19 protein-coding genes are annotated in these 25,022 nt (G+C 58.6%); 13 read left to right on the top strand and 6 right to left on the bottom strand.

Annotation, left to right across the window (positions count from 1 at the left end; translation table 11 throughout):
* Nucleotides 1-229 precede the first annotated feature (229 nt).
* On the top strand, nt 230-859 hold the full coding sequence (locus tag ACYZTS_RS12200) for a LysE family translocator (protein ID WP_461996120.1): 630 nt from the start codon (nt 230-232) through the stop codon (nt 857-859).
* 43 nt (nt 860-902) lie between these two features.
* On the opposite strand, the gene ACYZTS_RS12205 is transcribed toward ACYZTS_RS12200, so the two are convergent.
* Complete coding sequence (locus ACYZTS_RS12205) at nt 903-1,535, bottom strand: CatB-related O-acetyltransferase (protein ID WP_461996122.1); 633 nt, start codon at nt 1,533-1,535, stop codon at nt 903-905.
* A gap of 31 nt (nt 1,536-1,566) precedes the next feature.
* Nucleotides 1,567-2,460: a glycosyltransferase family 2 protein gene (locus ACYZTS_RS12210; RefSeq protein WP_461996124.1), complete on the bottom strand. Its 894-nt coding sequence runs from the start codon at nt 2,458-2,460 to the stop codon at nt 1,567-1,569.
* A 231-nt stretch (nt 2,461-2,691) separates the two neighbouring features.
* On the opposite strand from ACYZTS_RS12210, the gene ACYZTS_RS12215 reads away from it, so the two are divergent.
* The 6 genes from ACYZTS_RS12215 (at nt 2,692) to ACYZTS_RS12240 (ending at nt 12,806) form a co-directional block, all read left to right on the top strand.
* Nucleotides 2,692-4,374: a fatty acid--CoA ligase gene (locus tag ACYZTS_RS12215; protein ID WP_461996125.1), complete on the top strand. Its 1,683-nt coding sequence runs from the start codon at nt 2,692-2,694 to the stop codon at nt 4,372-4,374.
* A gap of 336 nt (nt 4,375-4,710) precedes the next feature.
* Nucleotides 4,711-6,597, top strand: a complete 1,887-nt coding sequence (locus ACYZTS_RS12220; protein WP_461996127.1) for a DUF1302 domain-containing protein — start codon at nt 4,711-4,713, stop codon at nt 6,595-6,597.
* Nucleotides 6,598-6,624: 27 nt separating this feature from the next.
* Nucleotides 6,625-7,989 carry a DUF1329 domain-containing protein gene (locus ACYZTS_RS12225; protein ID WP_028622663.1) on the top strand — a complete coding sequence of 455 codons (1,365 nt, stop codon included), beginning with the start codon at nt 6,625-6,627 and terminating at the stop codon, nt 7,987-7,989.
* 524 nt (nt 7,990-8,513) lie between these two features.
* Nucleotides 8,514-11,252 carry a LuxR C-terminal-related transcriptional regulator gene (locus ACYZTS_RS12230; RefSeq protein WP_461996129.1) on the top strand — a complete coding sequence of 913 codons (2,739 nt, stop codon included), beginning with the start codon at nt 8,514-8,516 and terminating at the stop codon, nt 11,250-11,252.
* An 84-nt stretch (nt 11,253-11,336) separates the two neighbouring features.
* Entirely contained in the window at nt 11,337-11,978 is a 642-nt protein-coding gene (locus ACYZTS_RS12235; protein ID WP_461996130.1) for an MBL fold metallo-hydrolase, read from the top strand.
* Between the two features lie 99 nt (nt 11,979-12,077).
* Nucleotides 12,078-12,806, top strand: coding sequence for an OmpA family protein (locus tag ACYZTS_RS12240; protein ID WP_461996132.1), 729 nt, complete (start codon nt 12,078-12,080; stop codon nt 12,804-12,806).
* Nucleotides 12,807-12,923: 117 nt separating this feature from the next.
* Here ACYZTS_RS12240 and ACYZTS_RS12245 read toward each other — a convergent pair whose 3' ends face one another.
* Nucleotides 12,924-13,358: a Z-ring associated ZapG family protein gene (locus ACYZTS_RS12245; RefSeq protein WP_028622659.1), complete on the bottom strand. Its 435-nt coding sequence runs from the start codon at nt 13,356-13,358 to the stop codon at nt 12,924-12,926.
* A gap of 143 nt (nt 13,359-13,501) precedes the next feature.
* On the opposite strand from ACYZTS_RS12245, the gene ACYZTS_RS12250 reads away from it, so the two are divergent.
* The 6 genes from ACYZTS_RS12250 to ACYZTS_RS12275 all read left to right on the top strand — a co-directional run bounded on the left by ACYZTS_RS12250 (nt 13,502) and on the right by ACYZTS_RS12275 (nt 21,700).
* Nucleotides 13,502-14,131, top strand: coding sequence for an alpha/beta hydrolase (locus ACYZTS_RS12250; protein WP_461996134.1), 630 nt, complete (start codon nt 13,502-13,504; stop codon nt 14,129-14,131).
* Between the two features lie 24 nt (nt 14,132-14,155).
* Nucleotides 14,156-15,511 carry a tryptophan--tRNA ligase gene (locus ACYZTS_RS12255; RefSeq protein ID WP_461996135.1) on the top strand — a complete coding sequence of 452 codons (1,356 nt, stop codon included), beginning with the start codon at nt 14,156-14,158 and terminating at the stop codon, nt 15,509-15,511.
* A 90-nt stretch (nt 15,512-15,601) separates the two neighbouring features.
* Nucleotides 15,602-16,696, top strand: a complete 1,095-nt coding sequence (gene zapE, locus ACYZTS_RS12260) for a cell division protein ZapE (RefSeq protein ID WP_028622656.1) — start codon at nt 15,602-15,604, stop codon at nt 16,694-16,696.
* 229 nt (nt 16,697-16,925) lie between these two features.
* A complete protein-coding gene (tssI, locus tag ACYZTS_RS12265) occupies nt 16,926-20,342 on the top strand; it encodes a type VI secretion system tip protein TssI/VgrG (RefSeq protein WP_461996137.1) in 3,417 nt (1,138 codons plus the stop codon).
* On the top strand, nt 20,335-21,021 hold the full coding sequence (locus tag ACYZTS_RS12270; protein WP_461996139.1) for a DUF2931 family protein: 687 nt from the start codon (nt 20,335-20,337) through the stop codon (nt 21,019-21,021). The genes tssI and ACYZTS_RS12270 overlap by 8 nt, the downstream gene beginning before the upstream one ends.
* Nucleotides 21,008-21,700 carry a DUF2931 family protein gene (locus tag ACYZTS_RS12275; RefSeq protein WP_461996141.1) on the top strand — a complete coding sequence of 231 codons (693 nt, stop codon included), beginning with the start codon at nt 21,008-21,010 and terminating at the stop codon, nt 21,698-21,700. The genes ACYZTS_RS12270 and ACYZTS_RS12275 overlap by 14 nt, the downstream gene beginning before the upstream one ends.
* 20 nt (nt 21,701-21,720) lie before the next feature.
* Here ACYZTS_RS12275 and ACYZTS_RS12280 read toward each other — a convergent pair whose 3' ends face one another.
* From ACYZTS_RS12280 to ACYZTS_RS12290, 3 genes are all read right to left on the bottom strand, one after another.
* Nucleotides 21,721-22,701, bottom strand: coding sequence for an asparaginase (locus tag ACYZTS_RS12280; RefSeq protein ID WP_461996143.1), 981 nt, complete (start codon nt 22,699-22,701; stop codon nt 21,721-21,723).
* 74 nt (nt 22,702-22,775) lie between these two features.
* Complete coding sequence (locus ACYZTS_RS12285) at nt 22,776-23,981, bottom strand: hypothetical protein (protein WP_461996145.1); 1,206 nt, start codon at nt 23,979-23,981, stop codon at nt 22,776-22,778.
* Nucleotides 23,982-23,997: 16 nt separating this feature from the next.
* Nucleotides 23,998-24,885, bottom strand: a complete 888-nt coding sequence (locus tag ACYZTS_RS12290) for a nitrilase family protein (protein WP_461996147.1) — start codon at nt 24,883-24,885, stop codon at nt 23,998-24,000.
* Between the last annotated feature and the right edge of the window lie 137 nt (nt 24,886-25,022).

The raw sequence follows: 25,022 nt of genomic DNA on the forward strand, positions 1-25,022 counted from the left end.
AACTGAAGGCGTAACCTGCTGAGCCTATCAGATGAAACAAGGTGTTGAGGGGGCTTGCCCCCGTTGAGTCGCGCAGCGGCCCCTTTACCGGCAACCAGTTTTGGCGGGTGTATCGAGTGGACAGGTTGGCGACTGCTGCGCAGCCGGACGGGGGCAAGCCCCCTCGCCACAGAAATTGATTTCGTTTCAGAATTATTTACCAGACCAAGCTGCCCCCGAGGAGCCCCCCATGTACTGGACAGAATTCCTGACTGTCGCGCTTATCCACCTTCTGGCCGTAGCCAGCCCGGGTCCGGACTTTGCTGTGGTGGTGCGCGAAAGCGTGACCCATGGTCGGCGCGCCGGCACATGGACGGCGGTGGGTGTTGGCACGGCGATTTTCCTGCATGTCGGCTATTCACTGCTTGGCATCGGCCTGATCGTTTCGCAATCGATCGTGCTGTTCAATGCCTTGAAATGGGCCGCTGCCGCTTACTTGTTGTACATCGGCTTCAAGGCGCTGCGGGCGAAACCGGCCCAACCGCTGTCTGAAGATCTGCACAAGGAAGCCGGTGAGCGCACAGCTCGCGGTGCGTTCACGTCCGGTTTTGTAACAAACGGCCTGAACCCTAAAGCGACCTTGTTTTTCCTGTCGCTGTTCACCGTCGTCATCAACCCGCATACACCGTTATCGATACAAGCCGGTTACGGAGTTTATCTGGCGGTGGCGACTGCGGTGTGGTTCTGCCTTGTGGCGATGCTGTTCAGCCAGCAACGCGTGCGCGCCGGTTTCGCGCGCATGGGCCACTGGTTCGACCGGACTATGGGCGCCGTACTGATTGCGCTGGGTGTGAAAATCGCATTTACCGAAATGCATTGAGGCGACGGAATACGACCGCGATGCCGGTGTCGCAGCCAATCCGTTACCCGGGCTGATTCGCCTGGCGCTGGCGGACGTACTCCAGAAACCCGTCCATGTCACTGCTGCACAGAATACGCGACGCCGTCTTGACCTCTTCGATGGGCCAGTTCCACCAGGCGGACGCCAACAGTTCCTGGCGCACGTCTTCTTCGAAGCGCCAGCGAATATGGCGGCTGGGGTTGCCGCCGACAATTGAATAGGGTTCGACATCGCGGGTCACTACGGCCCCGGCCGCGACTACCGCGCCGTGGCCGATGGTGACACCGGACAGGATCATCACGTCGGCGCAGATCCAGCAATCGCTGCCGATCACCACATCGCCCTTGGTCGGGCTGCAGCCGGGTATGTCCCGGGCCTCGTCAATCATCAACGGGAACGGGTAGGTGCTGACCCAGTCGGTGCGATGCCCGCCACCGAGCAGAATTCGAACGCCGTCGGCAATCGAGGTGTAGGAGCCGACCTTGAGGATCGTATCGTCGCCGAACTCCATAACCTCGGGAATGCCATAGGTCCCCACGCCGATCTCATAACGAGGGTAACGCAGGCGGATTTTTTCCGGAGCACGCTGCAGTTTTTCCAGGCGCTTGAGATGTTTTCGGACTTTTCGTTCTTTGAGTTTTTCGAGAAATTTCATGGCAGGGCCTGGAGAAACGGGAAGGGCACGTTCAGCGATGCAGCATCAAGCGTTTCATACGACGGAAACTGGTTCGGTTCAATTGGCGCCAGGGAATGGAGCGCAACAGCTTCCAGGCCTCTTTCTTGTCTTCGACTACCGCGTACTTGAGAGCCTTGTTCAGCAGTTGGGTGCGTGCGCTCTGGTACCCGGGATGATCAACGTAGGGTGCGATGGCCGCAAGGTCCGCCTGTAGCAACACCTTGTAATTCCTGGACAGATTGTTGGCATGCCGGCGATAGCGCGTCACGCACACTGGCAACTCATGCACTTCGTACCCCTGCCGGGCGATGCGCAGGGTCATTTGAAAGTCCTGGACCCGCAAGGTCGGTGCATAGAAGCCGGCACTGCGCATTGCACTCATGCGGTACAACGCCACCGGTGCGCCAATCACCACGGCGCCGCTGAGAATCTGATCGAAATCATAGGTGCGGATCTCATCGCGCTGCTGCTGCTTGATGGCGTTACCATCGCAGTCCATGTAGATGATCAGTGCACCTACACAGCCGACCTTCGGGTGCTGTTCCAGGTAATTTACCCTGAGGTGCAGCGAATCGGGCAGCATGATGTCGTCCAGGTCCGGCGTCGAAACGTAGTCGCCTTTGGCGTAACGCAAGCCGTGGTTGAGTGCTGCACTTACGCCTTGATTGGCTTGCGAGTACAGCTGGAAATCATGGGTTTGCTGCAGCTGTCTGAGCATCGCGACGCTGTTATCACTGGAGCCATCATCGACGATGATGACCTCAAAATTCGGGTAATTCTGAGCGAAGATGCTGTCGATCGCTTCTTCCAGGTATTTTTCCGCGTTGTAACAAGGCGCCACGATGGAAACCAGGGGTGCTTGTTTGCTGGAGCGATCCAGAGGGGCGGTTACTTCTGTATTCATCGTTGTCATTGTGTCGATAAAGATGCATAGGCTCGCACGAAACCTGTGTTCGCTTCCATTGCAAGTTGCCCGCTATGGGCAATAAGCCTGCCGTCGAACGCCCTAAATAGTGGCGCAAAGCTAGTATTTAAACCTGCGGTGAAATCATTCCTTCGGCTGATTTGGTCGCAGATCAAGGGCACTAGAGTGCTTGCTTTCAGCCACGACCGTGCAGTCAGAATAGGGATTCTTATGTTGCAGACTCGCGTTATCCCCCCAGCCGAAGGCGCTTACCAGTATCCGCTGCTGATAAAGCGCCTGCTGATGTCCGGCGCGCGTTACGAGAAAACCCGCGAGATCGTCTATCGCGACCAGTTGCGTTATAGCTATCCGACCCTGATCGAGAGGGTGGCACGGCTGGCCAATGTGCTTACGGCTGCCGGCGTAAAGGCTGGAGACACCGTGGCGGTGATGGACTGGGACAGCCATCGTTATCTGGAATGCATGTTCGCCATCCCGATGATCGGCGCCGTGATCCACACCATCAACGTGCGCCTCTCGCCGGAGCAGATTCTCTACACCATGAACCACGCTGAGGACCGCTTCGTGCTGGTCAACAGCGAGTTCGTGGGCTTGTACAACGCGATTGCCGGGCATCTGACCACGGTCGACAAAACCTTGCTGCTAACCGATCTGCCGGACAAAACCGCCGACCTGCCGAACCTCGTCGGCGAGTACGAACAGTTGCTGGCCGCCGCGAGTCCTCAGTACGACTTTCAGGATTTCGACGAAAACTCCGTTGCGACCACGTTCTATACCACCGGCACCACCGGCAACCCCAAGGGCGTCTACTTCACCCATCGGCAGCTGGTTCTGCACACCATGGGCGTGTCGACCATCATGGGCTCGATCGACAGCGTTCGGCTGCTCGGAACCAACGACGTCTACATGCCGATCACGCCGATGTTCCACGTGCACGCGTGGGGCCTGCCGTATGTAGCGACCATGCTCGGGCTCAAGCAGGTTTATCCCGGACGTTACGATCCGGAATATCTCGTGGAGTTGTGGCGCAAAGAAAAGGTTACTTTCTCGCACTGTGTACCCACCATTCTGCAGATGGTCCTCAACGCGAAGGCTGCGCAGAGCGCCGATTTCGGTGGCTGGAAAATTGTTATCGGCGGCAGCGCGCTGAATCGCGCCTTGTATGACGCGGCCAAGGCCAAGGGCATTCAGTTGACCGCTGCTTACGGTATGTCGGAAACCGGGCCGCTGGTGTCTTGCGCGCACCTGAACGATGAACTCATGGCGGGCACCGAAGACGAACGCACAACCTATCGAATCAAGGCCGGCGTGCCGGGGCCGTTGGTCGAGGCGGCGATTGTCGACGCAAACGGCAATTTCCTGCCGGCCGATGGCGAGACGCAGGGCGAGCTGGTACTGCGAGCACCGTGGCTCACCGAGGGATATTTCAATGAGCCGAAAAAGGGCGCAGAACTCTGGGCCGGGGGCTGGCTGCACACCGGGGATGTGGCGACTCTGGACACCATGGGCGTGATCGACATTCGCGACCGTATCAAGGACGTGATCAAAACCGGTGGCGAATGGATCTCCTCGCTGGACCTCGAAGACCTGATCAGCCGGCACCCGGCGGTACGCGAAGTAGCAGTGGTGGGTATCGCCGATCCGCAGTGGGGCGAGCGACCGTTTGCCCTGCTAGTGATCCGCGAGGGCCATGAAGTCGGGGCCAAGGAACTCAAGGAACACCTCAAGCCGTTTGTCGAACTGGGGCACCTGAGCAAGTGGGCGATCCCGAGCCAGATTGCCCTTGTTACGGAAATTCCCAAGACCAGTGTCGGCAAGCTCGACAAGAAGCGCATTCGCATCGACATCACCGAATGGCAAGCCAACAACAGCACCTTTCTCTCGACCCTTTAAGCCTTTGCGGCGTGCCTGAAATGGCACGCCAGGCCCACCAAGCAAGCGCTCGGCTTGTCAAATCCGTAATTTGAGCCATCCTTGCCCTGCCGACAGGTGTCGGCCTGGCGAAAGGACTGTTCCAGAGTGGCCGGCAGCTGCAAATCACACTTTAGAGGGATCAAGCAATACAACCTGCTGGCTATAGTCCGCTCAAGGATTTTTAAGAACGTGGCACACGCACAAAACGGGGCGATGCAACTTTGGAGTGACTTGGGGACGCCATGGCGCCCGGTCAGCCTCAGCGTTTTTAAAAGTACTCACTGCCAAAACAATAATGCACATGGAGTAGCGTCGATGACATCAGTAAACCAGTTCTGGCGCCGGGCGAAGCTGCCCCTGGCTGTCAGTCTCGCCTCTACGCTCGCCGGGCCTGCATTCGGCGTCAGTTTCAACGTCGGTGAAATCGAAGGTCAGTTCGATTCATCCCTGTCGGTCGGGGCGAGCTGGTCTACCCAGAGTCCCAACAAGAATCTAATCGGCGTTAACAACGGTGGGCGCGGGCTGTCGCAGACTTCCGATGACGGCCACATGAACTTCAAGAGCGGTGAAACCTTCTCGAAGATCTTCAAGGGCCTGCATGACCTGGAACTGAAGTACGGCGACACCGGCGTCTTTGTGCGTGGCAAGTACTGGTATGACTTCGAACTCAAGGACGAAAGCCGCCCATTCAAGGACATCAGCGACAGCAACCGCAAGGAAGGCGCCAAGTCGTCCGGCGTTCAGCTGCTCGACGCCTTCGTTTACCACAACTACTCCGTTGCCGATCAGCCGGGCTCCGTGCGTCTGGGCAAACAGGTCGTGAGCTGGGGTGAAAGCACCTTCATCGGCAGCGGTATCAACTCGATCAACCCGATCGACGTTTCCGCGTTCCGCCGTCCGGGCGCCGAGGTCAAGGAAGGCCTGATCCCGGTCAACATGTTCTACGTCTCGCAGAGCCTCACCGATACCCTTTCGGCAGAAGCGTTCTATCAGCTCGAATGGGACCAGACCGTCGTTGATAACTGCGGCACCTTCTTCTCTCAGCCGGACATCATTGCCGACGGTTGCGACAATAACCTGCGCGTCCTGAACAGGCGTTCGACCATTCCGGGCGCAGCACTGCCGACGCTGACTGCACTGGGCGTCGACGTTGACAGCGAAGGTGTGCTGGTGCGCCGTGGCCCGGATCGCGATGCGCGCGACAGCGGTCAGTGGGGCGCGTCGCTCAAATACATGTTCGAGCCGCTGGACACCGAGTTCGGCGCATATTTCATGAACTATCACAGCCGCGCGCCGATCTTCAGCGCCACCGGTGCTCCGGCCTCGGTTTACGCCCGTGCGGCAGCATTGCCACCGGCATTACGAGCACTGGCGCCGTTGGTTGTCGCGGGTAACTCGAATTACTTCGTCGAGTATCCGGAAGACATCCGCCTGTACGGTTTGAGCTTCTCTACTACCTTGCCTACCGGTACGGCGTGGAGCGGTGAAGTCAGCTACCGTCCGAACGCACCGGTGCAGCTCAACTCCACCGATATCCTGTTCGCCGGTGTACGCCCCCTGGGCGGCGCATTGACCAACGCTTCGCTGCTCAATGGTGTGCCTGGTCAGGACCTGCACGGTTATCGCCGCAAAGAAGTGACCCAGTTCCAGACCACCCTGACGCACTTCTTCGATCAGGTCATGGGCGCCAGCCGTATGACCCTGGTGGGTGAAGTGGGCGTGACGCACGTCGGCGGTCTGGAAAGCACTTCCGACGTCCGTTACGGACGCGATCCGGTGTACGGCCCAGGTGAATTGCCTGCCACTGGCGGTGCCGACACCTGCCTTGCGCTCAACTCCAGCACTATCGCCGGTGCCGGTCCTGGCGCTGCGACCAACAATCGCACCCGCAACTGCGACAATGAAGGCTTTACCACGTCGACATCGTGGGGTTACCGCGGTCGTGCCATCTGGGATTACAACGACGTGTTCGCGGGTGTGAACCTGCGGCCGAACGTGGCCTGGTCTCATGACGTGAGCGGTTATTCGCCTGGCCCTGGCGGCAACTTCGAAGAAGGTCGCAAGGCTGTCAGCCTGGGCGTCGATGCCGAATACCAGAACACCTACACTGCGAGCCTGGCGTACACCAACTTCTTCGACGGCAAGTACACCACCGTTGATGATCGCGATTTCGTAGCGCTCAGCTTTGGCGTGAACTTCTAAGCATTGATGATCAGGACGAACACACCTATGAAAACAACAAAGAGTCTGTTCCAAGCCGGTGTTCTGGGGCTGTCGCTGCTGGCTACCAGCGTGATGGCTGCGGTCCCGGCCGCCGAAGCGGACAAACTGGGCAAGAGCCTGACCCCGATGGGCGCCGAAATGGCCGGCAATGCCGACGGTTCGATCCCGGCCTGGAAACCGCTGCCAAAAAACGCCGGTTCCGTTGACGGCAAGGGTTTCCTGTCTGACCCGTACGCCAGCGAAAAACCACTGTTCACCATCACCGCGCAAAACGTTGACCAGTACAAGGACAAGCTCGCCCCGGGCCAGTACGCGATGTTCAAGCGCTACCCGGAAACTTTCAAGATGCCGGTCTTCCCGTCGCATCGTGGCGCTACCGTGCCGGATGCCGTGTTCGCCTCCATCAAGAAAAACGCGACCAGCACCAACCTGGTGTCGGGCGGCAACGGACTGGAAAACTTCGAAACCGCCGTGCCGTTCCCGATCCCGAAGACCGGTACGGAAGTGATCTGGAACCACATCACTCGCTATCGCGGCGGTAGCGTGACCCGCCTGGTAACTCAGGCGACGCCACAGCCGAACGGCTCGTTCAGCCTGGTGTACTTCCAGGACCAGTTCGTCTTCCGCGACAAGATGAAGGATTACGATCCAGCAAACCCGGGCAACATTCTGTTTTACTTCAAGCAGAAAGTGACCGCGCCGGCTCGTCTGGCAGGTGGCGTGCTGCTGGTTCACGAGACGCTTGATCAGGTCAAGGAACCGCGCTCGGCGTGGGTCTACAACGCCGGTCAGCGTCGCGTGCGCCGTGCACCGCAAGTGTCCTATGACGGGCCGGGTACCGCTGCCGATGGCTTGCGCACCTCCGACAACCTGGACATGTACAACGGGGCGCCGGATCGCTACGACTGGAAGCTCGAAGGCAAGAAAGAAATGTACATCGCCTCCGACAGTTACAAGCTCGATTCGCCGCAGCTCAAGTACGCAGACATCATCAAGGCCGGTCACATCAACCAGGATCTGACTCGTTACGAATTGCGCCGGGTCTGGCACGTGGTCGCTACCTTGAAGGAAGGCCAGCGTCACATCTACGCCAAACGTGACTTCTACATCGACGAGGACACCTGGCAAGCCGCAGTGATCGATCACTACGACGGTCGTAATCAGCTGTGGCGTGTGGCGGAAGCTCACTCGCAGAACTACTACAACGTTCAAGTGCCTTGGTACACCCTGGAGACCTTGTACGACTTGCAGTCGGGCCGTTACCTGGCGTTGGGGATGAAGAACGAAGAGAAATCAGCCTATGACTTCGGCTTCACCGCAACTACCGGCGACTTCACCCCGGCGGCACTGCGCCAGGAAGGTGTTCGCTAAACGGCGTGGATAGAAGCTTACCTGCGCAAAACGCCCCGACTGGTTCGGGGCGTTTTTTTTTTGCGGTTTATAAAGCAGTCTCAGTGCCCGGATGTGTGAATGATCTTTGGGAGTAGAGCTTGCTCGCGAAAGCGGCATAACGGACACCCGATGCCTTTGGGTTGGGCCGGACGCAGGCTGCGCCAGCTGCTACACGGTTTTGTGTTGCTGCGCAGATGTGGCGCAACGCCTGCGAGCCAGGTCGGCTATCAGGCCGCCTCGGCGGCTGTGGCGGTGAGCGCCACCTCGGGAGGCTGAGCGCAGGTTCTGCGCAGTGGGCAACCCGGCATGGATGCCGGGTTAGCCGCGAGGGCGAAACCAGTAGCCGCCGTTACCCCACCAATGGATATGTACCCAACCCCAACGCTCCACCACCCCAGCCTTTTTGTAGCCATTTGTAGCATTAACCTTCATTACCTCCGCGTTTACCGCTAGTCTGCGGACATCTGCAACGCCGCCAACAGCAATTCAAACAAGAGCCGGCCATGACTGATCTGTCCCCACTCCCGGGCCACGCAAGCGCTGCCGTCGCCACAGTCGACGGTCGCTTCTTTCGGCCCCCGCTGCCTGATGGCCACGTGCTGCGGCCGCGTCTGTGCGAGCGCTTGAGTGCGGGGCTCGCTGGCAGACTGTTGCTGGTCAGCGCCCCGGCCGGATTCGGCAAGAGCTCGTTGGCGGTGGAGTTCTGCCAGAGCCTTCCAGTGCATTGGCAAAGCCTCTGGCTCGGTTTGAGCCCACGAGATAACGATCCGGGCCGGTTCCTCGAACGGCTGCTCGAAGGCCTTCAGGATTTTTACCCCTCATTGGGCCGGCAATCCCTGGGCCTGCTGAAAATGCGTCAGCGGCACCAGCCGTTCGCTTTCGAAGAATGGCTCGACGGGCTGCTTGATGAGTTGGCGGAGCATTTGATGCCCACCGCCCCCTTGCTTCTGGTACTGGATGATTACCATCTTGCCCAAGGGCCAGTGCTCGATCGTTGCCTGCAGTTTTTTCTCAATCACTTGCCCGATGGCTTGCTGGTGATGGTCACCAGTCGTCAGCGTCCGGACTGGCATCTGGCGCGCCTGCGGCTATCGCGGCAACTGCTTGAACTGCACGAGCAGGACCTCCGCCTGACCCATGATGAAGCCGTGACCCTGCTTGATCGCCACAGCACTTCCTTGCGCGGCGAAGCGCTGGAAAACCTGATTCAACGCAGCGAAGGCTGGGTGGCCGGCCTGCGGTTCTGGTTGCTGGCCGCTTCCGAAGCAGGTACCGAAGGTGCGCTGCCGCAATCGTTGCACGGTGGCGAGGGGCTGATCCGCGATTACCTGCTTGAGGAGGTGATCGATTGCCTACCCGCCGAAGTCCAGTCGTTCCTTTACGACACGGCGCCTCAGGAGCGTTTCTGCAGCGAGCTGTGCGACGCCGTCCGCGAAGCGCATGACAGCGCCGAGATCCTGCGTTATCTGCTCGCCCACCAGGTGTTTCTGGTGCCGCTCGACGAACAGGGCCATTGGTACCGCTACCACCATCTGTTTTCCGATCTGCTGCGCACGCGTCCTGCGACTCAATCAATCGTCCCGCCGGCCAGCCTGCATCTGCGCGCCTGTCGCTGGTTTAACGCGCAAGGGCTGCTCGATGATGCGGTGGAGCAGGCATTACGCGCCGGTCACCTCGACGTCGCCGCCAATCTGGTGCAGAACCTTTCGGAAGAACAACTGCTCGCCGAACAGAATGTCGGCATGTTGCTGCGCTGGAAAATGGACTTGCCAGACAGCCTCCTGATAAGCACCCCGCGCTTGATCGTGCTCTACAGCTGGGCGCTGGGGCTGGCCTGTCAGCTGGACGCCGCCGAGGAACTGGCGAGTCACTTGAGCCGATTCCTGCCGGCGCCGTCGGCCACGGCGCAGAAATCCATGCTGGCGCAGTGGCTGGCCCTGAGCGGAATCATCGCTCGCGGTCGCGGCAACCGTGAGCTGACGCTGCTGTATTGCGGCGAAGCGCTGGAAAGCCTGCCCTCCAAACGGTATGGCCAGCGCCTGATGTGCCTGTCGACCTTGTCGAACCTGGCGATTGCCGACGGCGATCTATGGCAAGCACGGGGCTTGAACCGCGAATCTCTAGAGCTGGCGCAGCGTGTCGGTAACCCGTTGTTTGAAGCGCTGGCCCATTACGATCGCGCACGGGTGCTGCAGGCACGCGGTGAAATTTTGCGATCGCTGGATGAAGTGCGCCAAGGGCTGCAGCGCCTGCAAGGGCTGTCGCCGCAAAGGCTTTACGCGGTACGCGCGCGCCTGACGTTATACGAAGGTTTTCTGCTAACCCTGCGCCTGCAGCCGCAAGCAGCGCGCGCGCGTTTGCAGGCCGGTCTGGCGGAAGCTCGCGCCTGTCGCGACATCAGCGTACTGATCGGTCATTGCGTAATCGCCCGGCTCGAAGGCAATTGCGGTGAATTTGCCAAGGCGTTTGCCGAACTCGCCGAAGCCGAACGGCTGATGCACATCTGGGACGTCCCGCCGATTTACTACCTGGCGATGATCACTCTGGTCAAATGCGAGCTCTGGCTGGCCCAGGGCCGCACTGATCTCGCGCAAGCATGGCTCGCCCGGCTGGGGCAGACCTACAATGGCGAGCAACCGGCAGCGCCGCCGGAATTCCACCCGCAACTGCCGCTGCACATCGAGCTGCAGCAAGCATTGCTCGAAGTCATTCAGGGCCAGCCGATGCTCGCCGAAGGGCGCTTGAATGCGTTGATCGAACACGGTCTGCAAAGCGGCAGGCTGATGCTCAGCGTCATGGCCCTGACCCAGAAAACCGAACTGCTCCTCGCTCATGATCGCGAACCCGAAGCACGGCAGGCATTCGCGCAATCACTGGAGGCTGCCAGCGGCGGCGTTCTGCAGGCATTTGACGATCTGTTGAAAAAACATCCGGACTGGCTGCGCGAGCAACTGCGGCACGCCGCTAAAACTCCAGTGTGGCAAAGTCTCTTCGAGCGCCTGCCTGCGGCGGCAGTCCATATCGCTGCCGAACCCAACCACACGCGCGAACAACTCAGCTCCCGTGAATTGGCTGTGCTGAAATTGATCGCGCAAGGCTGCTCGAACCAGGAAATCAGCGATCAGTTGTTCATCTCGCTGCACACGGTAAAAACCCATGCCAGTCATATCAACAGCAAACTTGGGGTTGAACGGCGCACACAAGCGGTGGCGCGGGCCAAGACGTTGGGGGTGTTGGGCTGAGCCATTTGCGTGTTTCAGGTGGCGGCCAGTACGCTGATACAAATGTGCGAAAATCGCCCATCCCTGTTTTTTGAGTGCGAAGCGATGTCCCAGTTACCGACCCTCATCCGCGAAACCTTCCCCGTCGGCCCGTTGCAGTGCAACTGCACGATCATCGGCGATCCGATCAGCAAAAAGGCGATCGTGGTCGACCCGGGCGGCAATCATGAACTGATACTGGCGCGGCTCGACGCGTTGGGCCTGAAGGTCGTCAGCATCATTCACACCCACGCACACCTCGATCACTTCCTGGCGTCCGGTCAGTTGAAAGAGAAAACCGGCGCGACCCTGCATCTGCACAAGGAAGACCAATTCCTCTGGGACAATCTGGAGATGCAATGCCAGATGTTCGGCGTGCCCTATACGCCAGTGCCTTCGCCGGATCGCTGGCTCAGCGATGATGAAGAGCTGGCCTGCGGTTGCGGCGTTGCGCTGCACACGCCGGGGCATACGCCGGGCTCGATGAGTTTCTGGTTCGCCGATGCCAAACTGCTGATTGCCGGCGATACGTTGTTCCGTCGCGGAGTGGGGCGCACGGATTTGTGGGGTGGCGATCAGGCTACCATCGTGCGTTCGATCAAACAGCGGCTGTACACCCTCGACGAAGACGCGACCGTGGTGACCGGCCACGGTGCGGATACGCGACTGGGGGATGAAATGCGTGACAACCCTTTTGTGCGCGCCTGAGGGTGGCCAGGGAATTTTCGTCGTCGGACATGATCCAAAATCCGCAAAGGCTGATGCCTTGAGCCGTTGCACCACCGAATGCAAAAGTAGGAGCACTTAATGTTCACCAAGCAGCGTTTGATTATCGTCGCATCGGCTGTGGCCTTGCTGTCCGGCTGCGCATCGCCCAACCCTTATGACAATCAGGGCCAGGCTGATAGCGGTTCCACCGGCATGAGCAAGACCGCCAAGTACGGTGGCCTTGGTGCGCTGGCCGGTGCCTTGGCCGGTGCTGCCATCGATCACAACAGCCGTGGCAAAGGGGCGCTGATCGGTGCCGCTGTGGTCGGTGCTTCTGCCGCCGGTTATGGTTACTACGCCGACCAGCAAGAGAAAAAATTGCGCGCCAGCATGGCCAATACCGGTGTCGAAGTTCAACGTGAAGGCGATCAGATCAAGCTGATCATGCCGGGTAACATCACCTTCGCCACCGACTCGGCAAACATTGCTTCAAGCTTCTTCCAGCCACTGAATAACCTCGCCGGCTCGTTGAAAGAATTCAGCCAGAACCAGATCGAAATCGTCGGTTACACCGACAGCACCGGCAGCCGCCAGCACAACATGGATCTGTCTCAACGCCGTGCGCAGAGCGTAGCGACTTACCTGACTTCACAAGGGGTCAGCGGAGCCAACCTGAGCGCCCGCGGTGCGGGTCCGGATAATCCGGTGGCGAGCAACGGCGACGTCAACGGTCGCGCACAGAACCGTCGCGTTGAAGTGAATCTGAAAGCGATTCCGGGCCAGCAGTACGGTGGTCAGCAGCAAGGCAACGTTCAGCAATATCCGTAACAGCCTGAGACAACCCTGCGGGGTGAGGCCCGGTCAGCGCCCCTGATCCCGCAGACACAAAAAAGCCCCCGGACGATCACTCATCCGGGGGCTTTTTCATGGCACGCGAAAACCTGATTACTTCTTCAGGCCGTAATGCTCGTCCAGCATGCCCGGCGCGTTCGGGGATTTCGGTGCGTAATCGCGCGGTGGCTCCTGACTGCGCGGTGGCGTCAGGCGCTCACGGGGAGCCTGTGCTGCGTCGGCATGCAGGGCGGCCAGCAAACGTTGACGAGTCTGCTCGTCCAGGGCGAGACGGTTTGCACCGTCGGCGAGGTGTTCCTGCACTTCCTGATAGCTTGCGGTCATTTTCTTGACCAGGGTTGCAGTGGTGTTGAAGTGGGTGACCACTTCGTTTTGATAACTGTCGAAACGTTCCTGAATATCGTCCAGCTGACGTTGCGTGCGGTTAGGCGCAGCATTCGGCGCCAGGCGAGCGATCAGGAATCCAATGGCGACACCCACAACCAGGGCAAGAGTCGGCAACAACCAAACTAAGAGCGAGTGTTCCACGAGTCCTTCCTCTATAAACGGCTTTGCTTTACGTTAACGGCTCGAACCTGCGCTGTATACCGCGATCACTCGCAATTCACCAGCACAGACAATTTGCTAGACGAGTCGACCCGATTCGAGGTCACGGAGTTCCTTCCTTGCTTATGCGCGAAACCCCCGTAGTGATTGATGGCCCGGTGGGTCAACTGGAAGCCCTGTATCTGGATAATGAACAGCCGCGCGGCATCGCGCTGATCTGCCATCCGAACCCGGTGCAGGGCGGAACCATGCTCAACAAAGTCGTCTCGACCCTGCAACGCACCGCGCGCGACGCCGGGTTGATTACCTTGCGTTTCAATTACCGTGGCGTCGGTGCCAGTGAAGGTACCCACGACATGGGCACCGGCGAAGTCGACGACGCGCAGGCCGCCGCTGAATGGCTGCGGGCGAAACATCCTGAACTGCCGCTGACCCTGTTCGGTTTTTCCTTCGGCGGTTTTGTTGCAGCAAGTCTCGGCGGACGTCTTGAAGCCAAAGGCGAGCAACTCGCGCATTTGTTCATGGTCGCCCCGGCGGTCATGCGTCTGAGCGATCAGGATCAACTGCCGCAGCACGGCGCCTTGACACTCATCCAGCCGGAATCCGACGAAGTCATCGATCCGGGGCTGGTTTACGAATGGTCCGACAAGCTGGAACGCCCCCATGAGCTGCTGAAAGTGGCAGAATGCGGACACTTTTTTCATGGCAAGCTGACCGATCTCAAAGATTTGATCCTGCCGCGCCTTTCGAATTGATTGCAGTCTGACAAGCGATTACCCATGACGACTCGTACCCGCATCCTCACCGGCATCACCACCACCGGCACGCCGCACCTGGGCAACTACGCCGGCGCCATCCGCCCGGCAATCCTCGCCAGTCGCGACAGCAATGCCGACTCGTTTTACTTCCTGGCCGACTACCACGCCCTGATCAAATGCGATGATCCGCTGCGCATTCAGCGCTCGCGTCTGGAAATCGCCGCGACCTGGCTGGCCGGTGGCCTCGATGTCGAGCGCGTGACTTTCTATCGCCAGTCCGACATCCCGGAAATTCCCGAGCTGACCTGGCTGCTGACCTGCGTTGCCGCCAAGGGCCTGCTCAACCGTGCCCACGCCTACAAAGCCTCGGTCGACAAAAATGTCGAAACCGGCGAAGACCCGGACGCGGGCGTTACCATGGGCCTGTACAGCTATCCGGTGCTGATGGCCGCGGACATTCTGATGTTCAATGCGCACAAAGTGCCGGTCGGCCGTGATCAGATCCAGCACGTGGAAATGGCCCGTGACATCGGTCAGCGCTTCAACCACCTGTTTGGCCAGGGCAAGGAATTTTTCACCATGCCTGAGGCGCTGATCGAAGAAAGCGTCGCCACGCTGCCAGGTCTCGACGGTCGCAAGATGTCGAAAAGCTACGACAACACCATCCCGTTGTTCAGCAGCGCCAAGGAAATGAAAGACGCGATCTCGCGGATCGTCACCGACTCCCGCGCGCCGGGCGAAGCGAAAGATCCGGACAATTCGCACCTGTTCACCTTGTTCCAGGCCTTCGCCACGCCGGCGCAGTCCGACGAGTTCCGCAGCGAACTGTTGCAGGGCCTGGGTTGGGGTGAAGCGAAAAACCGCCTGTTCCAGCTGCTCGACAGCGAGCTGGGCGAGCCCCGCGAACGTTATCACCAGTTGATCGAACGCCCGGCGGACCTGGAAGACATGCTGCAGATCGGCGCGAAAAAGGCCCGGGCTGTGGCGACGCCGTTCCTCAACGAACTGCGTGAAGCGGTCGGCCTGCGCTCTTTCGTTGCGCAGACCCAAGTCGCTGCTACAACTAAAAAGAAAGCCGTTAAAGGCCCGCGTTTTGTCAGTTTCCGTGAAGAAGACAGCAGTTTCCGTTTTCGTCTGCTGGCGGCCGATGGCGAGCAATTGCTGCTGTCGCGCAACTTCCCGGACGGCAAGACTGCCGGGCAAGTGACCAAGCAATTGCAAGTGGGCCAACCGTTGGATGTGCGCAGCGAAGACCGCAGCTTTAGTGTCTGGCTGGAAAGTGAATGCGTGGCGGACAGCCCGACGTTTGCCGACAACGCCGCTCGGGACGCTGCCATCGAGACGTTGCGCATCGCTCTGACGCCGGTTCAGGAATAATCAGCGGCACGGTCCGACCAAGGGCCGATTGCCATTCTTACGGGCCGTCGCTACAGTGACGGCCCGTTTTTGTTGCCTTGCTAACGAATTATGACGCCCCTAGAACGATATCAAGCAGATCTGAAACGCCCGGACTTCTTCCATGACGCCGCGCAGGAAACTGCCGTGCGCCATTTGCAGCGCCTGTACGACGATCTGGTCGCGGCCTCGCAACACAAGCCGGGGCTGCTCGGCAAACTGTTCGGCAAAAAAGACCAGGTACCGGTCAGAGGCCTGTATTTCTGGGGCGGCGTGGGTCGCGGCAAGACTTACCTGGTCGACACCTTCTTCGAAGCGCTGCCGTTCAAGGAAAAGACCCGCACACACTTCCACCGTTTCATGAAGCGCGTGCACGAAGAAATGAAGACGTTGGGCGGCGAGAAAAACCCGCTGACCATCATCGCCAAGCGCTTCTCCGACGAGTCGCGAGTGATCTGCTTCGATGAATTTTTCGTCTCCGATATCACCGATGCCATGATCCTCGGCACGCTGATGGAAGAGCTGTTCAAAAACGGCGTGACCCTGGTGGCGACCTCGAACATCGTGCCGGACGGTTTGTACAAGGACGGCCTGCAACGCGCGCGCTTCCTGCCGGCCATCGCGCTGATCAAGCAGCACACCGAAATCGTCAACGTCGACAGCGGCGTCGATTACCGCCTGCGTCACCTTGAGCAAGCGGAGTTGTTTCACTTTCCGCTCGACGAAGCGTCCCACGAAAGCCTGCGCAAGAGCTTCCGCGCGCTGACCCCGGAATGCACGGCGGCAGTCGAAAACGACGTGCTGATGATTGAAAACCGCGCCATCCGCGCCTTGCGCACCTGTGATGACGTGGCCTGGTTCGAATTCCGCGAGCTGTGCGACGGCCCGCGCAGCCAGAACGACTACATCGAACTGGGCAAGATCTTCCATGCGGTGTTGCTCAGCGGCGTTGAGCAGATGAGCGTCACCACCGACGACATCGCCCGGCGCTTCATCAACATGGTCGACGAATTCTACGACCGTAACGTCAAGCTGATCATTTCGGCTGAAGTCGAACTGAAAGACCTTTATACCGGCGGGCGTCTGAACTTTGAATTCCAGCGCACGCTCAGTCGTCTGCTGGAAATGCAGTCGCACGAGTTTCTGTCCCGGGCGCATAAGCCGTAGGATATTTCGGAAAATAAAAAAGGCCTGCATTGCAGGCCTTTTTTTATGAAGCAAAACGAGGTTTCAGAGGTTTCTTACCGGATGTAAAGATCCCTCCTACAGCATTCCTTTTCCGGCGCTGTTAGCGTTCCGGCCACTTTGCGACCCGCCCAGATCAGGCATGGCCACCTGTCGCGAAGTTTGTCTCTCTCAGCTCAAGGATGGGCTAAAAAAGCAAAAGGAAAAGCGCATGTTTGCACCGGCGAATGCGGCCCATTTCACCTTGGTCATTCCGACTGTTCAACACGATTTTAAAGTGCTGGCATTTGAAGGCACTGAAACCATCAGCTCTTTGTATTGCATCCATGTTGATCTCGTCAGCGAATATCCCGATTTCGATCTGGAAAGCCTGCTCAACCAACGTGCGTTTCTTCAATTCGGCCTAAATGGCGAAGGCATTCATGGTCATATCGCCAGCGTGTCAGCGGGCGAGGTGGGTAAACGTCTGACCCGCTATTGCTTGAGCCTGATGCCGGCGCTGCACTATCTGCAGTTCAGCCGCGACTTGCGGATTTTTCAACGGCAAACAGTGCCACAGATCATCGCTCAGGTGCTCAGGGGACATGGCATCCAGGCTGATGCGTTTACCTTCCACGTCCAAGGCAGTCCGGAACGTGAATACTGCACTCAGTATGGGGAGAGCGATTTCGAGTTTGTGCAGCGGCTTTGCGCGGAGGAGGGCATTGCCTGGCATCACCAGCATTCCCGGGATGACCATACCCTGGTGTTTACCAATGACCAGACCTTCTTCCCCAAGCTGGGCGTCACCCCTTATCAGCCGGACGCTGGCCTGGTAGCAGAGCATCCGGTGATCAGCCGGTTAACCATGTGTTTCAACACCCGGCCCAGCACCGTCACCCGGCGGGACTACGACCTCCGGCGGCCAAACGCGCTGTTGGAAAGTCGCTTCACTGCCGAATTCAGCCCCGACCTTGAAGACTATGGTTACCCGCAGCAATCTGAAAGTGAAAAGCGCGGTAAGCAGCTTGCCAGACAGGCACTGGAACGCCATCGCGCGGATTACCAGGTGGCGGAGGGCGAGGGCGATCAGCCATTCCTGCGTAGCGGTCACTTTTTCAATTTGACCGATCACCCTCGCCAGACCTATAACGATTTATGGCTGCTGCTCAGCGTCACTCACTCTGGAAAGCAACCGCAGGTCCTCGAAGAATCAGCCGCCGTCGTCAAACCTGAGGACGGCTTCACTCAGGGTTACCGCAACCGCTTCACTGCGATTCCCTGGGACGTGTTTTATCGCCCGCCGCTGCCTGAACCGCGACCCGCATTTGTCTGCCAGACGGCCCGGGTCACAGGGCCCGCCGGGGAAGAGATCTATTGCGATGAACACGGTCGCGTCAAAGTTGAATTTCACTGGGATCGGGCCGAGCGTAATAGCGAACAAAGCAGTTGCTGGTTGCGGGTCGCCTCCAGCTGGGCCGGAGACAAATTCGGCGCATTCACCATTCCGCGTATTGGCATGGAAGTCCTGGTCACTTGTCTTGAGGGCAATCCTGATAATCCGCTCATCACCGGGTGCCTGATCAACAAGGTCACGCCGCCGCCCTATCCGTTGCCCGAGAACAACACCAGAACCGTACTGCGCAGTCAGAGTTCACCTTACACCGGTGGTTACAACGAACTGTCGATTCAAGATCGCGCCGGACAAGAGCTGATCTACCTGCGTGCACAGCGGGATATGGAGCAGAAGGTCGAGCACGACAGCCGGCTGGAAGTGGGTAACGAGCACAGGGTTGCGATCAAGGGCGACTCCATTACGGTACTTGGGGCGCAAGAGCACCACACCGTCACGGCGGATCGCATGATCCAACTCCATGCCAATGACTATATGCGGATTGCCGGAAGCAGCCATAGCCGAATCGGCGAAGCGTTGGTGGTTGAGGCTGGCGAGCACGTGCATATCAAGGCCGGGGCCAGTCTGGTGCTGGACGCGGGCGCCAGCATCACGTTGAAAGCCGCGGGTCACCACATCGTGATTGACGGCAATGGTGTTTTCAGCAGCAGCGAGATTGAGGTCGGTGGTGCGCCGCTGGCAGGATTGGCGGCGCAAGCATTGTTGCCGGGAACAGTGGCAGGTTTGTTGGCGCCGGTCGCGCCTGAGCCCGTGCAAGTGGAACAACTGGAGGAACTGGAGGAAGAAGAGGAAGAGGTCGAGGAGGAAGGGATAACGTTGCGCATCGGGGTGTTTTTCGATGGCACCGGGAATAACCGATCCAACAGCGAGGCGGTCGCCGGTTGTTACGCGCGGGATGTGAGTCTGGAGGAAGCGGCTGCGGATATTCTTCAGTTTTGTCAGACGTATGGGTATGACGGTAATGGGAGTGCGCCGGATAACAGTTTTGGGAATGATACGAGTAATGTGGCGAAGTTGTATGACCTTTACAGCGATGACAGCCAACGGCTATTGGCAGATGACGAATCTGTTGGATTTATTCCTGTTTATTTGGAAGGTATCGGTACTACCAGTGGTCAAGAGGACTCGATATTTTCGCAAATGACTGGCGTTGGTGACCAAGGCGTACTGGCGCGAGTTAAGCAAAGTCCCTCACTAATAGTCGAAAAAGTTCAGGAGTTTCAGCAGAGTAATCCGAAGCGGCACATAGGAAGAATCGAATTCGATATTTTTGGCTTCAGTCGAGGCGCCGCCGCTGCTCGGCACTTCGCAAATGAAGTCATGAAGGATTACCACAGTATTCCGGCCTCAGTGCTGAGGGATGCTCCGGGTCTCGTTGACAGTTTCGAATGGCTCGCCAACGCCGATGTCTCAATCAACTTTATCGGCATCTTCGACACTGCAGCCGCAGTAGCGAGCCTGGTCAGCGGGGATCTGAGCGTCCACGACGCCAACAATCCCGGAGTCCACTTGTATCTCGCGCCCGATATCGCCAAAAAGGTCGTGCATTTGGTGGCGCGGGACGAGCGTCGCCACAACTTCTCACTCAACAGTGCCGGCGCCGCCGATATCGTGTTGCCCGGTGTCCACTCAGACTTGGGTGGTGGGTACCTGCCGGAGGTCATCGAGCGGGTTCTGCTCAGCAAACCGCGCTGTAGCCGTGACGAAGATCTTTACAAAGCTTCAACGGACACAACCGCTTATCGTTGGTCTCAGCAAGAGCTGCATCGCCTTCAGGACCAGCTCAATCTCTATGGCCTTAACCTCAGCGTAAGAACATGGGGGGTGGAGTCGAGTCGAACCGCCAAAGGCGATAGATCCAGAGTTAAACATGTTTACGCAGCAGTCCATAGCGAGCGGCGTGTGCGCAATGACCTGGCTTTGATTTACTTGCGCATCATGCGCGAGTTGGGAGCCAGACACGGGGTCCCGTTCAAGGTGATTGATGAAGAGGACCGGAGGTTAGTTCTGCCGGAGGAACTCAAGCCGATTGCCGAAAAACTGATGGCCTACGCACTGGGTGATGTACGTCACGCCGGCTTGAGCCTTGATGAGGAGGAGTTGCTCTTCCGCCGTTACATCCATATGTCCGCCAATTGGAATGCTGCCAAAGACCTCAACAACAGCGATCTGAACATCGTATTTGTCAACCGACCTGCCGCCAACTACACCCGTGTAGTGCACCCCAATGCATAAGTGCTCAATCGTGCTCAAGACTGGTCTAACGCTGCTAATTGCAGTGTTGGCAGGATGTGCCGACATCGGCCACAGATCATTGCCCTATGACGCTTGGAGCCTCAATTTTTTCTCACTCGACTACATGGAGATCTGGATCGAAACAGCAGATGTCGTTGACGTCAAAGACCGTGTCTTTCGAGGTGCCGGTAGTGGAATCCCGGCCGGCATGTATCCGCGCCCGTTCAGTAAAGGCGTACCAAGCCACTTCAAGGGTGATGCTAGAGGCTGGCCGGAACATCCGGGAGGAAAAGGTCGCTTTGTAAGAGGTGCAGACCTGCCGCGTTTGGTCTACGTACGCTGGCAGTCGATGGCCGAACCGCAGACGTATGAAGCTTACATAGAGATCCCCGAGCCAGCGCGAAAGAGCATGCTCGAGGGTGAAAGAACCTTTTGCCGCGCAGATGGCAGGTGGATAACGGATTACCGAGACATGGTGATAATCGGCCTGGCGCCTGGAGGCATTGCCAAGGTTTGGCTGGGCGGTCAATGTCTGTTGTCGACCGAAGTCACCCGCGTCCAAGGCACGATCAATCCTGAAGGCCCGTATGGCGGTAGGTCTAACGGTAAGCATCGACCGCTATCAGAAGAGTCCAAAGCCTACGTCGAAAAATTTGGTATTCCCTATGAAAGCTGGTGAGAAACTGGGCAGTTTCCGGTGCCTGAGCACGCTGATTTTCGTGTTGTTGGGCGGATGTGCTCATGGTGAAAGCAGTTCCTTACCTTACGAGGCGTGGAGTCTAAATTTTTTTACGCCTGATTATATGGAGGCATGGATTGAAACTGCGGATGTTGTAGATAGTAATGAACGCGTATTCGGCGGTGCTGGTAGCGGTCTGCCGGCAATGGGGTATCCGCGCGCGTTGAGTGAAGGCATTCCGACTGAGTTCAGGGGCAAACCGGCGGGATGGCGAGACAACCCAGGAGGCAAAGGCCGGTATGTAGTGGGCGCTGATCTACCACGGTTGGTCTACGTACGATGGCAATCTATGGCCGAACCGCAAACTTATGAAGCGTACATTGAGATTAATGAGTCAGTCAGACGGTTGATGCGTAAACGCGAAAACGTATTTTGTACATTTGATGGCAGAGTAATCACGCAATATCGCAAACTTTTGGTCGTGGGCTTGGCCCCCGGGGGAGTTGCAAAGGTCTGGGTAAAAGGACCCTGCCTGAAAGCAACCGAAGTCTCCCGCGTCCAAGGCACCATCAATCCCGAAGGCCCCTACGGCGGAAAATCCAACGGCAAGCATCGACCGCTATCAGAAGAGTCCAAAGCCTATGTCGACAAATTCGGGATTCCCTATGGGAGTTGGTAAGCCACTCCCACAGGCCATGGTCAGTGTTGAGTCAGGTATTGCGCCAACTCATCCTGCCGCTCGCACCCCACCAGCAGCCACAGCAAAATCCTCGCTTTGCGCGGGCACACAAACCCGGCCATCAACGCGCCTTTGCGTACCAGATCCATTTCGCTGCCATCGAAACCATAGGTTGCCCGAGCGGTACAACCCGAGCCAGTCCGGGTCGCGACGACCACTGGAATGTGTTTGGCGATGAGTTCAATTGAGCGCGCCCAGCTCTCAGAAACATGCCCCGCACCAAAACCCGCAATCACCAATCCTTCGTAGTCCAGGCCGACGATGTTTTCGAGGATCCGGGTGTCGGCAGAAAGCGAAGCTTCCAGCAGGGCAATCTTGTGGCTGGTCTGGTGCGGCAGGGGCAGTACTTTGCGCAGGGAGGGTGGCCGCAGATAGCAAACAGCATCCTCCACCAGCAGGCCGGCGGGTCCGACAAGGGGAGAGGAAAATGCCTGGAGCGCCAGGGAATCGGTTTTGCGCACCGCGCTCGCCCGGTGAATCTGCCCGTGGATGACCACTTGCACACCCCGTTGATAACTACTGGCGGCCAGTGCAACACGGCAAGCGTCGAGCAGATTTGCCGGACCATCGGCCCCCGCTTGCGCGGCGGAACGCATGGCGCCGGTCAGCACCAACGGTTGATCGTGGTGCCATAAATGGTCGAAGAAGGTTGCGACTTCTTCCAGAGCGTCGGTGCCTTGGGTGATCACAACGCCAGCGGCGCCTTGCTTGATTTGAAAGCTTGCCCAGGACAGAACGCTCAGCAAGAACTCGAAATCAACTGACGCACTCGGCAGCATTCCGAGTGTTTCTACGTTGACCCGTGCGAGTGTTTTCAACTCAGGCACAGACGCCAGAAGTGCTTCGCCGTTAACCGTCGGGATGACACCTTCGTTGATATGGCGGGCTTTCATGCTGACGGTGCCGCCAAGCGCGGCGATGGCCAGTTTGGGCAGGTCCATGGAATAGCTCGTGTGGGTAGAAGAAAGAAGGCTGTGCCCGGAACGGGTTCCTGGCACAGCCTTGGCGGCCTCTATCAGTTGCTCGTCAACCAGCCGACCAATGGAATGATCAGCACGGTGCTCATCGCCATCGACAGGACATTGCCGATAAAGCCGTGCATGTCTGGCGGCAAGCGCTTGGCGAAGGCCCAGGCCAGCGGCGGCGCAATCAGTGCGCCCAGCACAGCGCTCGAGACAATCACCGGCCAGGTGCCGCCGTACGTCAGCACTGCGGCCGGCACCACGGATACCAGCGGAACGTAAGTGGGGTACCAGCCGAGCCGGATCCACTGCTTACGCCAAATGACCACTCCTATTGCCGAAGTCAGCGCCTGCGCGCCGATCAGTTGCGGCAGCAGGCCTGATCCGTACGCCGGGCTCAGCGGATTCAGGGTGAAGGCCAGCAAGGCGCCAGCGATCAGGCCGAGGCTGGCCCATTCGTTGCCGAAAAACGGCGCTTCGGAAAAGTCTGCCAACACCCGACGCAGGCTCCAGACGACGCCGTAATCGGGCGCCTTGCCAACTGCGGGTGGCGGCTCCTGCGGTTTGCGTGACTGCTCGGATTTCACCAGGCTCGGCAGATAACGGCAGAGCAAAAAGGCCACGACGCTGGCGACGGCCATGCCCGTAACGTTGCCAATGACCACCGGCAAACCGAGCGGCACGCACACGTAGTTGACGATCAGCAGGCACATCGGTGTGACCAGCAGTGCACCCATGATTGCGCCATTGATCGTGACCTTCCAGCCCGCGCCGAACATCAGCACCATCGCCGCCGGCAAGGAAACAAAGGCGGCGAAAGTTGGTTGCCAACTGTCGGCGGTCACGGTCCAGCCCCATAACGCATTGCTCAGCAGCAGGCCCAGCAATGAGCTGGTGATCAGCCAGGGCCATAAGCCGGTGCCGTAACAAATGCTGAAACCTTGCCAGACTTTGCCCGTGCGGTTTGCCCAATACGCGAGATAGGCACCGGCCAACAATCCGATCGAGGCGAACTCGTGTTTGTAGAACGCGACCTCGCTGATGTCACCGATGACCCAGCGCAACCACGCGCCGGGATCGGGCAGGCTCGAGACCATGTGCGCGTAATCCGGCCAGTGGGCGGACCAGGACTCGCGGTGAGTGAATGACAGCCAGATGATCGACAGCGCCGCGCCGAGTACCAGCAAAACAATGGCGATATCCAGCGTTGATCGCGTGACCTGGCGGCTCTGTGTCTGTTTTTGGGTCGAGGATTCCATCAGTCATCGCCTCCGGTCAGCGCGGCAGGCAAGGGTGCTGAAGGTACCCCAGCATCGGATCGTAGAGGTCGGTGCGGCGATCGCGATGCAGATCGTTCAAGCTGTTCCAGATCGGCGCGCTGCGGGAGCTGGTCAGGTCGATATCGGCGAACAGGATTTCCTGCTGATCGGCTGATGCCACGGCTCCGATCGGCCAGCCGTTGGTGCCGGCGATCAATGAACAGCCCAGGTAACGGGCGCCTCGTTCTTCGCCGATTCGGCTTGCGGCCGCGATAAACACATTATTGACGTGTGCAGCGGTCATGGTCAGGTACGAAGCCATGCATTTGCCCGCCTCATCGAACAGCGGCGGTGGTGTCCAGACCCAGTTGTTCAGGCTGCAGATGATGTCCGCGCCTTGCTGGCTGAGGATGCGCGGCACCTCCGGAAACCAGATGTCCCAGCAGATCAGCAGACCAATGCGGCCGATGGGCGTATCGAACACCGGGAAACCCAGATCACCCGGTGTGAACCACAGCTTTTCCAGGTTCCACAAATGCGCTTTGCGGTACTTGCCGATGAAACCGTCAGGACCCACCAGCACACCGGTGTTGAACAGCTGCATGCCATCGCGCTCGGTCAGGCCGGCCACCAGATAAACCTGGTGCTCGCGGGCAAAATTCATCCACGCCCGCACGCTCGTTCCATCGGGAACACCCTCAGCATGGTCAAACGCGTCCTGACGATTTTTGAAGAAGTATCCGCTGCTGGACAGCTCCGGCAGGACGATCAGATTCGCCCCGCCCAACGCTGCCTCACGAGCCAGATCCAGGCTCTGACGCACATTCGCGTCCCGGTTTTGCATGCCGACCTGTGGATCGAATTGCACAACTGCTACACGAACAGGGCTGATTGCTTCGCTCATACCGAATGACCTCTTTTTATTGTTATTCACGCTGTTGAATTGCGTGTTCATAAGAGTCGAATCGGTATGGGCGAGTAAGTCAGCCGCTTCCGTTTAGCGTGTAGTCCATGTCCCAAACTGTATTGGCCGAGCCTGGG

Source organism: Pseudomonas sp. TMB3-21, from assembly GCF_054898145.1.